Genomic DNA, 14,904 nt, shown 5'->3' on the forward strand with positions numbered 1-14,904 from the left:
AAGTTCCTTCTTTATTTCATATTGATACCAATTTTGTCCCATTTTTGTTTCAACTAAGCTTTATATCTGATTATACTGCTTCTTAAAGAATGGAAATATGTAACCCCACAGAATTACACCGAACATGTTGACAGCTTTTTTCTTTTCTCTATAAAAAGTCGTTCTTGATACATTGTATTTATCAAGCAGTTCATCAATAGTAATTTTATTTTTGTCTATATAAACTCTGAAAATAATATCATGGTACCAACTTCCACATTCAGGATAGTTTTTTAATCGCTCTAACGCTAAATCGATAAATTCAATAATACTTTTACTCTCTTCAATACTCTGAAGTCTGGAATTTAACCTAGCTGCACTAATTCGTGGATCTATTTCTATAAGCGAGTCAATGAATTCTGCCAGCTTTCTATTGGTTTGTGTTCTACATTCTATGTCCAGTTCTGTAATAGAGTTTTCTATTCTCCAAATTACCTTCCTATATAGTTTCAGCAATAGCATTGTATTATGATAAATGTTTTCGTCAAATTTCTTTTCAAGGTTATACACCTCATTTGCCTCACATAAAAGTTCATTTAATTTGGGCATACTCACCATTACCCCCTTCTTGACTTTTCATATTTTTTAGATAATTTAATTTACATAATTTGGTATATAAAATTTATATACAACCAGGCAAAGGCTTAATTAAATTTTATACAAACATATGTTCGATGTCAATATAAAAAATAAGCTGTCCGTTAAATTGGACAACTATCTAATTTAATAACAATTTGATACTTTCTTAAGCATTTCTTTAAATTTATCAATCACTCTTACCGGTGATAGAATTTTAACATTATCACCAAACATGAATAACCATCCTAGAAATGTATCTGAAGGCACAACATCAACAATTATTCTAAATGTACCATTACTATTTTTATGGATAACCACATCTTTACCGAAACGATCAATAACTACATTTATCAATGAATTATCAAATTGTAGTTCTACTTCCTCAGTTTCACCACTGAACATATTAAATATTTTCTTTGAATAATCCGCTATGTTAAAGTCATTTTGATCAATCATCTGAACTCTTTTTTTTTCAATAACTTCGATATTATTCATTCGGTCAACTCTAAAATTACTAATATCATCATATCTTTCATGATAGGCAACCAAGTAATAATTATTATCAGCCCATGTTAGTGCATATGGACTGACTTTGTATAATTCACCATTTCTTCTATATTCAATTTGCTTATCCAAATTATAATCAAAGTATTTAAATTGAATTTGTTTATTTTCTTGTATTGCTTTATGGATTTCATCAACATTATAGTAAATGCTTTCATTCATATTTTTTACCCTATCAGCAACTACAACTTGCCTATCTAATTCTTTAGCTTCATATATACTTGTCAATTTTTCTATCTTTTTAATTAGTTCTTCACTTTTCTTATGAGTAATAAATTTTGATGATTGTACAGCATCTACTAGAAGCTTTAACTCCGGCAACTCAAAATCTCGATTGCCAATATAATAATAATTTGCTCTTGCTTTCTCACAAATAATATCTAAACCAAATTCTTTTAGTAATTCAATATCAGAATAAATAGACTTTCTTTCAGCTGGTATTCCAATTTCATCTAATTCATTGATGATATCCGACACAGTCAACGGATGTTTTTCATCACTCTTTTCTAACAAAATTTTCATTATAAACAATATCTTTAATTTCATTTTACAATTAGATGCCATACTATCACCTTTCAAAATTTACGATTTCGAATTTACAACTTACACTTTTAAAAAAATCTTTTGATACCTTAATTGCTTAAACAAGTTCTCCAATTCACTTGCTTTTTTAGTAGACTTAATTAGAACTCCCATTTCAATATTACCTTCAATACCATGATATGACAAATTTGATGATGAAATAAAAACATACTTACCATCTGTGGTAATAACTTTTGCGTGTAATGCAGCCATCTTATCATTAGAATTCTTATTATAATCATAAATATTTATATACTTGTTCCTATAAATAAGAACCTTTTCTAACTGCTCAATTTTCCTATCAAAATTATTTAAATATATATTAACATAGATACCTTTTCTACTTTTTTCAACAATTAGTTCAATCAAATCTGAAACATAATCAGATATTGAATAGCCTGTAATAGTAATGTTTTTTTGAGCTTTATATATCAAATCATAAACTACAGTACTTGTTTTTCTAGCTTTAAAATTAAATCCTTTTGGTGCAGTTACTACTAAGTCTATTCTTTCATTATTCTTATAGTTATACATTCCAATGGCAATATTAAGAACACTAATAACTTCATCTTTTGACAGATTAGGAAATCTCTTTTGAATTTCCAAAAGAGATTCCTTAAAATCAAGAGTCGTGCATTCCTGATGTCTTAACTTCTCTATTTCTGAAACAATAGTCTCAATAAGTATGGCTTCATTTATACTTCCATTCCACATAATTCTTTCACCAAATCCTTAAAGTAACTATTATCTTTTTTAACTGGAAGTGGTACAACAAAACTTCTATCTAGCAACCGGTTCCCATTTTCACATGAAGTCTCAGCAATCATAGTACATGAGTGACATGCTGCACCATTTAATCTATCAAGAGAGGGTTCATTATGCATACATTCAGGGTCTGTTGTGCACATAAGTGCATTTTCTAAAGCAGACTTAAGTAATTTAATAAAATTAGCCATTTTACCCATCTCTACAAGACCACCGAGTGAACCTTCTTTATCAGAACTACCTGTATATAATAATACTCCGCACATAGTATCACTGCTGTATATTCTTTCTTTGATTGATGCCGATGAATAACCACATTGCATCGATAGTTCTTTTATAATTAAGTGAGCAAAAGTATGAAGCAGTACATATGTTGCATTTTTCTCTTTATAGTTTGTCCAACCTCTTGACTCACAAAATGCTGAATAGCTTCTTTTATATATTTCAGATAATTGAGAAGTACTTCCTTTCGAATGCCATTTTTGAATACTCTCTCTATTAAACTCAATAAAGATACCTTCACCATTGATCTCAACAGCAGGTAACCACGATTCAGCCTTATTCTTTGTTAATGGAACAATATTTTTGGGATTATCGACTTCTGGTTCTGGAGAATCCATTCTCATAAAACCTAATAATACCATTACTTCTCTTAATCTATGGATTTTTATCAACCTTAAAAAGTATGGTTTTAAATAATTTGGGAGTGTTTCTTCTTCAGCCTTAAAGTATTTAACATCCGTCTTAAATTGCACATCATCATGATGAGTTATAGCAGCATACTCCATTTCTTTTATTTCAATAAATTCTTTTATTTTTTCATCTCTTTTTTTCAAAGCATCATCAAATTCTTCTCTGCTAAAATTGTCTTGAAAGAATCTTTCATATATCTTTGCAACACCAAGTTCACCAAAATCTGCTCGATAGTTTAAAATATCTCTATAATGTTCATCAATTAAACTATACAAAGGATTTATCCATGGTGGAATAGATATTGCACTTCTAATAACAGGAAAATAAACATTCGAAGCTCCTCTTTGAGAGGGAATCACTGCTTTATCGCACTTAGTATATATGCCATTTGATTTTTTTGTGACACTTGGTCTATGCGGATGTCTGCCAGTACAAGTAAGTCCTTTAAAATTTTCTGGCTGAGTTGCTCCGCTCATACTTCTTGAAGCCCCACATTCACATTGAACAATTATTTCAGCCAATGATGATATATTTCCAGTTGAGATAAGTTTCATATTTCTTTTACAATCTGTTACTCCGTGATGTACCCACCATCGCCATGGAAAATCATCTAAATGTCCATTAGTACAAGCAACAATGAATCTAGCTGGATACGCAGGAAATCCACATATAGGACAAGTCGGTCCGTATTGTAAATATTTATCTAAATCAAAATCAATTGATATATCAAATAAATTCCTACAATTCCCTTTAGTACATACATGATAATTAGGAAATGACACTACAGGTATATCTTCTTTAAAAGATGTTTTTGGTGTCTTAAAGCAATCAACCCCTAAATATGAAGCCAATCGAGAATCATAAATTGTTTTTCCATAACTTGACCAGTAGTTTATATCCAAAACTGTTACAGAATCTTTTACTGAATCCAATATAGAACCAGGACCAAATGTCGTTATTAACTGATTTGGTCTTACCTCACCAAGCTTATTAAACTTCATATCCACTACCTCCCTTCCACGTAATAAAATAATGACGATGCAGCCTCGACTTCTCTCATTGAGTTTAAAGTTGCTTTTTCTTTTGGTGTACAGTATTCACCATAATAATTTAATAGTCTATTATATTTATCAGTATTCTGAATGTAATAGAATAATTTTTTATCCTCTTCATTGAGACGTTTCCAATCCTCAATGAATAAATCCATTTCGTTTTCAACTTCTTCATAAGCTTTTGGAGCTACTGTATTTACTCTATTCAAAATAATTTTTTTTGTGCACTCAATCACTGCATCTGATATTTGATCAATATAACTAGCTCCTTTGTTTGGTGCTAATTCAAAATTTCTTAATCTTGATATTGATACAACTAATGCATGAAGAACTCTATCTCTTGCTCTAGCTGAAAAAGGTGTTGCTGTTGTTCCTTCTACATACCTATACAAGTGAGAGTGAAACGCCTTAAAGTTTTCATAGTGTGACAGATCTCGAGGTCTGTAAGGATTGTAAATCGTAACTACTAGTCCAGGATGTTTTCTTCCAATACGACTCGTTGCTTGAATATATTCTGAATTTTGCTTTGGTTGCCCAACAACGGTCATCAAACCAAGTCTATCTACATCCATTCCAACAGCAATCATGTTTGTTGCTACTGCTGCATGTAGACATTCTTTTTCAGTCCATGGAATAGTTAATTGCTCTAATAACTCAGCAATTTTATAGGATGATATTCTTGATGTAATCTCTCTATATTTGTTATTAATAAATCTTTCAGAATTATGTCCATATTTCTTTTTAATCCTTCTAATTCTATTGGGAATGTCATCTTGTAATAATCTAACTGTACCGCCCAGTTCTCTGATACTGTTAAAATATCCAATCAAAGTATAATATGGATCAATATAGTCTTTATACTCATCTTTTTCAGATAAAGCAAATACAGTCTGTAGAAGAATAGCATATACACGTAAGACTGTAGTTTTCATGGATTGACCTGGTGCACAAATTCCACAGTAATTTCTAAATGGATTTTCTTCTAAAGGTACTTCTTTCATAAAGAATGAATCACTTATATCAAAACCACTTGGTGGAAATTGAGCATAATTTTCTCTTCCATATAAACATCTAATCTGCTCTTTTGCATTTTTTATTGTTGCAGTTGAAACAATATATTTAGGTTTATATTTTTTATCAGCAAAATAGCTAGTACACATGTCTTCAATTACCGTTTCATATCCTCCATAAATTGTTCCCAGTGGTCCAGTAATTAAATGCAATTCATCTTGTACAATTAATTCTGGTGGATAAAACTGTTTTACATTATGTACTTCCGCTTTTTTAAGTCCTCCTTTTTTGTTATGCCTCTTTGCATGCTTTTCGCCAATTGCTAGATAACCATGTCGTTCGCAATAGCGATCTGTGGAACCAAAAATCAATCCAGTTTTCTCATCCCATGGTAGCCGAGCAAATTTATCTACAGTTGAAATAACAACAGTAGGACATTTCCTATAGATTTCTTCATCGACTACATAAACTGGAATACTTTTATTTTTATATTTATAAAAATAGCAATTAGAATCATGACAATAAATTTTTACTTCACTAGAGTCATTATTAATAACGTAATCTTTACCTTCAATAGGTGTGCCACATAACGGACACTTAATAATTTGTTTGATCAACTTATTGTATGCTTGCTTGCTTTTTATCGGATCTTCTGGATCTTCAATAAATTCACTAAACTTGTTCGGTGTAACTCCACCACCAACCCAAAATCCTATTGATATTCTTGAATGCCCATATTTTTCTGGTTTTTTATCTCTTAACATTTCTGCTGCAATAATTAGTTTAGTTAAACGATCTCTTTGTTGTGTAGTTAAAAGCCTTAATGTATATCTTAAGAAAACTGTTACTCCTCCGTCTTTTTCATACTGATCATCTTCTCTAGCAGTTAATCTTCTAAAAGCAATAACAAAAGCTATTATCCCTAAATATGCTTCTGTCTTACCACCACCGGTAGGAAAATATAATAGATCAACTATATTTCTATCTTCACTTTCTTTATTTACACATCCTTCAATATTTAATAGAATAAAGGCAAGCTGAAATGGTCTCCACTTACTATGATCATCTTTTGTAAACTCTCCTAGACTACAAGAAATCCCTCTACCATATTTCTTCGAAAAAGCTTCAATACTCCTTTGCAAATACATCGCTTGATTCATAAAGCAAAAAGCTTCAAAAGCTTCTGAATTCATTTCTAGTATTTTTATACCTGACTCAATTCTATCTGATGCTTTTTTACATGCATCAATAATTTCCTTGCCTTTTCTAACAAAGGATTCGTTTTCCATTCGATAATTGTTTTTTAAACCATCAATCCATTCTAGATATTTCTCGTTTAATAACCTGAGCCTTCGGATTATTTCATCCTTATTAGCTCTTTTTGACATAAATCTCATAGAAAAATTATCATCAAAAAATCCATCAAGAACTGGACTTACAGAATTAACTTCATGTTCAGGAATAAATTCAATCCACACTTCTGTTGCATTCTCATGCTGACCTTTTTTCCAGTTAGCTGCACAACCATATCCTCGAGCATAAATCGGTCTATTCTCATAATAAAATTCATCGTCTAATTCTATTGCTCGGCATTTATTTTCAGGGACAAAAATTGATTCTCCATCTGTACCTGAAACACTCAATTCAACCTGAAACATTACCTTAGTAAAATCTCGATCATTTTTACTTTCTCTCTCATTTGACAAATAAACGGATACTAATATGTAATTGTTAGGGAGTATAAATTTATTAATTATAACCTTTATACTAGGATCTTCATCCAGCTTAATCACTGTATTACTTGAAAAACTAGATAAATCAATATCAACAGTTTCATTCTTTTGCTTTCTCAAATATCCTGTTTTCTTAGATTTCTTCTTTTTCTCTTCAGTTTCTTCATTTTCAATAACCGTTTTAGTATATTCACCCCAACTAATTTGAACTCTAATATTCTTAACTGAATCATTTACATAAAATCGTATACCAGCAGATGACTGTTTCTTAAAATTATTCTTTGTCTGTTCAATTTCTTCTTCCTCATCAGCACTAACTGAATAATTCCTATTATCCTCTCCACCATTCCCAGTCATAAACTCAGCATTTTCAAGTTCTGCTTCATCAGAATACTCACTCATTTGAGGATATAGCATACCTGTAATATAACTACTTAATGGTGATTCATCTAATACTTCCTCTTCTGTCAACGGTCCCATAAGATCAACTTTCAATGATTTTATTATTTCCGAACGAAGTTCTTTATATTTTTGATTACTCATTACTTAACGCCTCCAAATTCTCAGCAATTCCCATAGTATATTTGAAAGTATTCCCAACAATTATTTTATCTCCAGCAATTAATTTATATTTCCATTCTTTTTTTTCTGGATCAACGGTTGTAGCACACTTGCACCATTTTATCGCTGCTTTAGCTTTTTCTAGTACATCTTCATCTTTAGTTTCATTACTTGCTTTTACTTCTACCATGTACTTTGCATCAGCAGTTTCTACTATAAAATCTGGTGTATACTGTTTCGCTGCCTTATAAAATAGACCAAGTTTATTTAAAGGTGGTTTAATCCATCTTACTACTTGTGGATCTTCCTCTAATATTACTGAAAGTCTACGTTCATCATCACTATCAAAGCCATTCTCAGAGTAGTAAGATTTTTTATATCCAGTAAATAAATAATGTCTAATATTTCTTTTGTCCGGTACTTCCTTTTTAAAATTCACTAATCCATTCACCTTTATGTTTTTCACAAATTTACCAAATAGGATTAAATCTTTTTCAACTTGATAAACAAATTCAGTTTTTACTTCCATAGCGTCATAAATCTGTTTTTTTATGTCTTCAACTATTAAAGTAGCATATCTTCGTACAATCTTTTTCTTATCTTCATATGATCCTTCTATTAAATTTAAGTATTGATTAACAACATCAATTATATATTCAGCATCATCAGCACAAAATTCAGGAACACTCTCTAAAAGCATGCACGCAAGTTCATTTTCAGGATCATCAACTTCCAGTGCTACAGCTTCAATAGTTTTTAGTAATTTATTATTTATAACATCATATCTTTCGATCGATGATGCTGCTATTTCAAAATCATCTATATTCCTTTTAATCTTAATCTTTTTAAATTCAACTGTAGAACTATAGCTCATGCTAATCTTAGGCACTCCTATAGCTTTTACTCGAATCTTTTTTATTTTTTCAATAAACTCTTCTTTTTTTAAAACTGGAGGCTTCGTTTTCCCTTTTGTCTTCATTTTCTCAAGTTCTTCTGCTGCTATAGCTGTATCTTCTTCAATTTTTTCAGTTATTTGCTTTTCAAGATCAAATAAAGACATCTGCTCTACTTCAGCATCATTTTTAGCTTGTACTGTTTTAGCATAGTTTTTTAAATATCCTTTGTACAATTCTTCTTGTACTTTTATATCATCAATATCTTGAAATGATTTTATGGCAGTATATTCTACAGCTTTTTCAAATAAAACCATTTGCTGGTCATCGAATTCAGAATAAACGTCAATAGATTTTGTATCAATTAATTCCTTTTCATCGAGATTTCTTGATTTAAATATTGGATTATTCTTAATATCATCAACAATCTCTCTATAATGTTCATGTGCTACTATATCAAGTGTATCTATCTCCTCTTGCCCTGTAATTTGACCAAATGGAAGTCTCACTCCTCTACCAATAGTCTGCAATGCTAAAATTTCACTCTTTGCTGCATTCAAAGGAATAATGGTAAATAGATTGTTTACATCCCATCCCTCTTTAAGTTTATATACATGAATAACTATTTCAACTGGATTAGTATTCTCCTCTATTGTCAGTAATTTCATAATATTTTCATCTGTTTCTATGCTTGAATTTCCAGAATGGATCTCAATAACTTTACCTCTATATTTACCTTCAAAAAAGGTATCAGAGTCAATAAGTTGCTTCACTCTACTTGCATGAGCTGTGTCTTTACAAGAAATAAGAACTATAGGTTTTACTTGTGGCAAGTTATTTTCATAACAATATTTGTAAACTACTGCCTTGCGTTGCTCATGCAATCGAATACCATCTTTTATTTTCATTTCTTCAATGTCAGATTCAGTATATCCTGCAGTGTTGGTTCTACCTGTTACAACAGGAATCTTTAGATATTTTCCTGCACCTTTTGCTAGGTCATATCTATATATAATGTTCTTATTTGTTGATTTTGGAGTCGCAGTAAATTCCAGTCCCAAGATAGGACTTAAATAATTTATTGCCTTGAGTGAAGCTGGAGCGTAATATCTGTGGGCCTCGTCCATACAAATAACTAGGTCATCAAAACTTCTAAGTACATCTGCAAAAGATCCACCCAACTGTTCTTGAAAATCATGGAATTTGAACTGTACATCTCCACGATTAAAAATCTTACCAATATTAAATATAAAAAGCTGAATCTCTGATGTTTTTTCTAACACGATCTCACCTTGAACGTATTTAACCGGATAAGATAAGTAACTTTCACCATCATATACTTTAGGTCTTCCCATTTCTGATTCAAGACCTTTAAAAATATATTTAGGATGATGAGGCATAGTTTCTTTTCTCAATTTATCATAAATAGTATTTCCCGGTGCTAAAATAAAGAAATGTTTATATCCCTTAGTTTTATATAGATAATATATCGAAGCACCCATTAGTCTTGTTTTACCTATACCGGTGGCCATTTCAAAGCAAAATGAAGGAAATTCTAATGATTTATCTACTTTTTGAAAATCTTGCGTTTCTGAATTCTCTTTAGCTACTCTTTCTACATCAGATTTATTACATGTCTTAAAATCAAGTTTTGCACAAATTTTATTTAAAGTCCTTAACGCTTCAAACTGAGGTTCTCTTAGACTCATAGCCCAGTTTATTTTATTAATAATACTCATACTAACGTACCTCACTTTCAAAAGTACATTTTTCTAATAAATCATTTGGTATTTTCTTTATCTCAACATTTTCAGGTAAAACAATATCTGATTGCATTTTAGTACAACATATCAAAAGAGATTGCGTTGTATCTAATTCAGTCAATAGTGAAAACACATACTTACTATTAACAAATTCTTTGGTTACATGAATGAATCTCTTTTCTGATGACTGTCCATGGAACTTACCATTTGGATTATATTTAAACCCTTCGATTTTACATATAGCTTCAGCCATCATTTCAAATGTATAATTAGGATTAATTGAATAAATCGGTAGCTTAGGATTTTTAACAAGTAATGACTCTGCAAGTTCAAAAAATCTAAAGCCACCGCCACCACTCCAATTTACATTCTTAGAAATACCCGTTTGTTCTCCATCAATTACTCTTCGCATTCTTGGAATGCAGTGAGTATAACATTGATTTCCCAATTCTATACCAATCCACTTCCTTCTTAATTTATGAGCTACTGCTATAGTACTTCCACTTCCTAGAAAACTATCTAAAACAAAATCTCCTTCATTTGAAAAATATTTGAGTATCATTTCTATAAGCGCTTCTGGTTTTTTGCCACTTCGAAAATCAACACCACCTTCCTGCCTACAATTACCAAAATTTCCAGCCATATCGTAAAACCCGTTTATTGGAGATGTCTTTTTCATATCTCCATTATTCAATTTGGCCAAAGGTACACCTTGGTAATATTTACCTTTTGTAGCCCCCTTTCGTTTAGGCCCTGTAAAATATCTATAATCAAATCTGTCATCACCAATTCCATAAACTTTATATAAAACACCATAACCATCTTCTAAATACCTACCTGCTAAAAAATCTCTAAAAAACCTTCCTGAAGAATTACCATCTAATATAGTTCCTGATGCCCATATTTCCTTTAAACCATATTCAGATCCTTCTTGTTTTTTAATTCTATATTCATTCTTTTTAAATACTTCCACCTGTTTGCCACCGAGTACAATTTTTTCACCAACACCAATTTCTTCAATATAATAGCAATATTTATCATATCCAACATCTTTTTCTACCAAATTAGGTTTAGCTCTGTATTTTTTTCTATATACATGAATCTGTTCAATTTCTTTATGAAAATCCATATCAGCTTTTAATATTTTATCAGGATATCTTACTCGAATATAAAGAGTTGTCAAGTAATTGTCACGTCCAAAAATTTCATCTAAAAGTACTTTTAAATAATGTCCCTCCGAGTCATCAATATGGCAACAAAAAAAACCATCATCTCGTAAAAGATTACGAAGTAATTCTAATCTTGGCTTCATCATATTCAACCATTCAGAATGCTCTAAACCATCGTTATAATGCTCAAAAGCACTTCCTGTGTTGTATGGTGGATCTATATAAATACATTTTATCTTTCCTTCAAAATCCTGTTCTAAAGCTTTTAGTGCAATTAGATTATCTCCATGAATTAACATATTTTCAGTATCCGGATCTCCATAAGATTTAGACTTATCCTCTATTAATATTCTTGGTTCAATTTTTTTTTCTTCATATTTACCGACCCAAGTAAGTTCTAATTTTCCTTTTTTAATCATATTCTTCCTCCGTTCTATACTTTACAATTGCTTTTAAAAAAACAATTGGATTTATATCAAATTGCTTTTGGAATTCATCTTTTAACATCGATGCTTCTTTATCAATTGCTTCTAAAAACTGATGATACTTCATTAGAAGTTTTTGTCTTTCCTCTTCTTTCTTCTCAACTTCCTTTTTCAATGCAATTTTTTCTTTAAAATTTTTGCTTAGCGCAGCTTTATAATTTATTTCTTCAATCTCTTTATTAATAGATTCTAATTTAAGATTAAACTGTATTTTTCTTAGTTCAGCCCAGTTATCAATCTTTGCGTCATTACGTTGTATAATTGATTGAAATTTTGAATGATGTTCAATGAGTAAATCTTTATATAAATCATCAATATAACCATCTAATTCCTCGTGATTGATAACTATTTCTTTAAACTCTGCATTATCATAATCGTATAATAATTCTATTAATCTATCTTCATCTACCTTAAACATGCCTGCTGAATTATCAATAATTGAAAAGACAGGCTGCAAAAACTCTAAATTATCATAAAAGGCTCCAATCAGAATATATCCTTCTTTTATATTCAAGCTATTGTTCTTGTCAATGTTCATTTCAAACATTTGGGGATATTCAGGTTTTTCTCTTATCTTTTTAATTTTAGACCATCTATTGTAATCATCTAAATACTTTAGTATTTCATTCATTTGTTTTTTCAAAACTATAGAATGGTCATCATCATCAGTAAGTAACGATTTTAGTTGATGAAATTTTTTATTTCTTTTTCTTTCAAATTCTTTTTCTAAGGCTTTAAATTCTTTATTGAATTCACCCACAGTATTGCATTGTTGATAGATCCTAAGAATTCTTTTTTCAAAGTCAAAACCTGATTCTAGAAGGCCTAAAGCATCGTCCGAAGCACCGAAAACACCATCAAAAAGCATTAATTTTTTAGATAAAATCTCGTACACCCTTTGTTCTGCAGCATTTTCAGTGTTTAATAAGTTTATTACAACAGTATCATTTTTCTGCCCGTATCTATGACATCTTCCAATACGTTGTTCAATTTTTTGAGGATTCCAAGGTAAGTCATAATTTATAACCGTATTACAAAATTGAAGATTTAATCCCTCTGATCCTGCATCAGTTACAAGTAGAATTTTTCCATTATTTCTAAAGTAATCTACAACTGCATGTTTTATTTCAACTGCTCTACTACTAAAGTTTTGGCCAAAATTTTTTGCACGCCATGCTTTATAAATTTCCTTAGTGAAACCATCGGTCAAACTACCATTAAACAATACAACTTGACCTTCATAACCATTCTTAATAAGTTCGTTATATAAGTATTCCTGAGTTCTAACTGACTCAGTAAAAATAACCACCTTCTCCTCAATACCCATATCATTTTGCTTATTAAATGCTATCTTTAAAGCTTTTAACAATGCATCTGATTTTGAGTTCTTATTTATTGAAGTTGTTAGTTTAATAATATTATCTACTAAATCAATCTCATGTTGGATAAATTCATTAACTTTTTCTCTATCATATAACTCAACTTTTGATTTATTTGTATCTCCATCTTCATAATAATCTTCATCGATAAAATCAAGAAAATATTCAATACTTTTTTCAACACTTTCAATTCTAGTACTCTCAAGTAAAGTGACTAATCTTTCTTTTAGAACTTCAAATGTTTGAGCAACTGCATGACTAGAAGACGCAAGAAGCTTTCTAATTATTATCGTAATCAAATTTCTATTTGAAGATGGAATCGCATAAATTATTTCTCTTTTTAAATAATCACTTACAAGTTTATAAAGAATCGCTTCTTGTGGCGACAATTTAAAATCAATAGTTATACATATTCTCTTTTTAAAAGACAAATAGTCTGTAACATCTTTTCTTAAGGTCCTATGTACTACTGGTTTTATCTGAGTTTTCAATTGTTCATAATTTTTATTTTTAATATAGTAACTTGCGAAAGATTGTTTATCCAAAAATATTTTTTCGTCAATAAATGACAAAATACCATATAAATCAAAAAGATTGTTCTGTATTGGCGTTGCTGTTAACATAATTTTGGGGATTCCTTTGGTGAACTTAAAAATTCTCTTTGCATTTTTTATATTTGACTTATGAACATTTCTTAACTTATGAGCTTCGTCAAAAACTATAAGATCCCAAGTTTCCCTACTTAAAAAATCACTTTTTCTAGAAGCAAAATTATATGAGCATATCACTACCCTATATTTATTTCTATCGATTAAATTTTGATATTCCTCAAGCGTTTTACTATCAAGTATGAAAGAATTAATTGAAAACTTTTCATCTAGCTCAAATTGCCATTGCTTCCTTAAATTCGAAGGAATAATTAAAAGAACTTTTTTACCTCCAGTTAAAAGCGTGTGTTTAATGACTAGACCAGCCTCTATCGTCTTACCCAAACCTACTTCATCTGCTAACACAATTCCTCCCGATTTTAATGCAAGTAGAGCCTTAGAAAAAGCCTCTACTTGATGAGGATTTATATCAATGTCAGATTTTATTAAACACACGTATGGATTTTTACTAAGTTCTTCCATCTTTATTTGAGCTATTTGTTGTATCAAATAATTCTCTTGCATTGTATTAACCTCTCATAAATTAGAAGATTTTCTCTTATCCCCTCAGCTATACCTTGTGCCATCAAAGGTGGTACTGCATTCCCAATTTGAACAAATTTTGCAGTTCTTGGGCCTTCAAAAAAATAATTATCGGGAAACGATTGAATTCTTGCAGCTTCTCTCACAGATATTGATCTTTTTTGCTCAATATCAGGATGAATAAAATAATGTCCATCTTTAGAAATATGAGCTAACATTGTGTGAGAATGTTCTAAATCAGCTGCAACAACTTTAAATCTATCTAAAAATGATTTTCTATTATTGTGAGTACATAATTCTTCTGGTAAGTCAGTATATTTGATTCTTTTCTGCTCCTTATTCCATTTATCAATCGCAAGTCTATATATTTCTCTATCTCTCTCATTATGCATTCTTGCTATATGTAGAGTTAATACATCATCAATATTTCTGATACCACTTTTGAT

9 protein-coding genes are annotated in these 14,904 nt (G+C 30.3%); all 9 read right to left on the bottom strand.

The genetic code is table 11. The features are described from left to right. Positions 1 to 60: 60 nt before the first annotated feature. Complete coding sequence (locus tag ACTB1H_RS06590) at positions 61 to 597, bottom strand: DUF1492 domain-containing protein (RefSeq protein ID WP_463262045.1); 537 nt, start codon at positions 595 to 597, stop codon at positions 61 to 63. A 165-nt stretch (positions 598 to 762) separates the two neighbouring features. Then, the gene (locus tag ACTB1H_RS06595) at positions 763 to 1,728 is read right to left on the bottom strand and encodes a helix-turn-helix transcriptional regulator (protein ID WP_463262046.1); all 966 of its coding nucleotides are present in this window, start codon (positions 1,726 to 1,728) and stop codon (positions 763 to 765) included. A gap of 57 nt (positions 1,729 to 1,785) precedes the next feature. Next, positions 1,786 to 2,478 (bottom strand): phospholipase D-like domain-containing protein, encoded by a 693-nt coding sequence (locus ACTB1H_RS06600; RefSeq protein ID WP_463262047.1) that lies wholly within the window; start codon positions 2,476 to 2,478, stop codon positions 1,786 to 1,788. Beyond that, the gene (gene drmB / locus ACTB1H_RS06605) at positions 2,460 to 4,223 is read right to left on the bottom strand and encodes a DrmB family protein (protein WP_463262048.1); all 1,764 of its coding nucleotides are present in this window, start codon (positions 4,221 to 4,223) and stop codon (positions 2,460 to 2,462) included. Before drmB ends, ACTB1H_RS06600 begins: the two co-directional genes overlap by 19 nt. Before the next feature lie 5 nt (positions 4,224 to 4,228). After that, positions 4,229 to 7,561: a DISARM system helicase DrmA gene (gene drmA, locus ACTB1H_RS06610; RefSeq protein ID WP_463262049.1), complete on the bottom strand. Its 3,333-nt coding sequence runs from the start codon at positions 7,559 to 7,561 to the stop codon at positions 4,229 to 4,231. Further along, positions 7,554 to 10,211, bottom strand: coding sequence for a DEAD/DEAH box helicase family protein (locus ACTB1H_RS06615; protein ID WP_463262050.1), 2,658 nt, complete (start codon positions 10,209 to 10,211; stop codon positions 7,554 to 7,556). The genes drmA and ACTB1H_RS06615 overlap by 8 nt, the downstream gene beginning before the upstream one ends. A gap of 1 nt (position 10,212) precedes the next feature. Next, complete coding sequence (locus tag ACTB1H_RS06620) at positions 10,213 to 11,823, bottom strand: site-specific DNA-methyltransferase (RefSeq protein ID WP_463262051.1); 1,611 nt, start codon at positions 11,821 to 11,823, stop codon at positions 10,213 to 10,215. After that, entirely contained in the window at positions 11,816 to 14,440 is a 2,625-nt protein-coding gene (gene drmD, locus ACTB1H_RS06625; RefSeq protein WP_463262052.1) for a DISARM system SNF2-like helicase DrmD, read from the bottom strand. Before drmD ends, ACTB1H_RS06620 begins: the two co-directional genes overlap by 8 nt. Then, positions 14,422 to 14,904 (bottom strand): DNA cytosine methyltransferase (locus ACTB1H_RS06630; protein ID WP_463262053.1); only part of this gene is annotated, 483 nt, incomplete at its 5' end. The genes drmD and ACTB1H_RS06630, both read right to left, overlap by 19 nt.

This window comes from Soehngenia sp. (genome assembly GCF_055108775.1).

Excerpts from the sequence above, each read along its gene's own strand:
- ACTB1H_RS06590 (WP_463262045.1), bottom strand. The coding sequence starts at position 597 with ATGGTGAGTATGCCCAAATTAAATGAACTTTTATGTGAGGCAAATGAG.
- drmB (WP_463262048.1), bottom strand. The coding sequence starts at position 4,223 with ATGAAGTTTAATAAGCTTGGTGAGGTAAGACCAAATCAGTTAATAACG.
- drmD (WP_463262052.1), bottom strand. The coding sequence starts at position 14,440 with ATGCAAGAGAATTATTTGATACAACAAATAGCTCAAATAAAGATGGAA.
- ACTB1H_RS06620 (WP_463262051.1), bottom strand. The coding sequence starts at position 11,823 with ATGATTAAAAAAGGAAAATTAGAACTTACTTGGGTCGGTAAATATGAA.
- ACTB1H_RS06595 (WP_463262046.1), bottom strand. The coding sequence starts at position 1,728 with ATGAAATTAAAGATATTGTTTATAATGAAAATTTTGTTAGAAAAGAGT.
- ACTB1H_RS06600 (WP_463262047.1), bottom strand. The coding sequence starts at position 2,478 with ATGTGGAATGGAAGTATAAATGAAGCCATACTTATTGAGACTATTGTT.
- ACTB1H_RS06615 (WP_463262050.1), bottom strand. The coding sequence starts at position 10,211 with ATGAGTATTATTAATAAAATAAACTGGGCTATGAGTCTAAGAGAACCT.
- drmA (WP_463262049.1), bottom strand. The coding sequence starts at position 7,561 with ATGAGTAATCAAAAATATAAAGAACTTCGTTCGGAAATAATAAAATCA.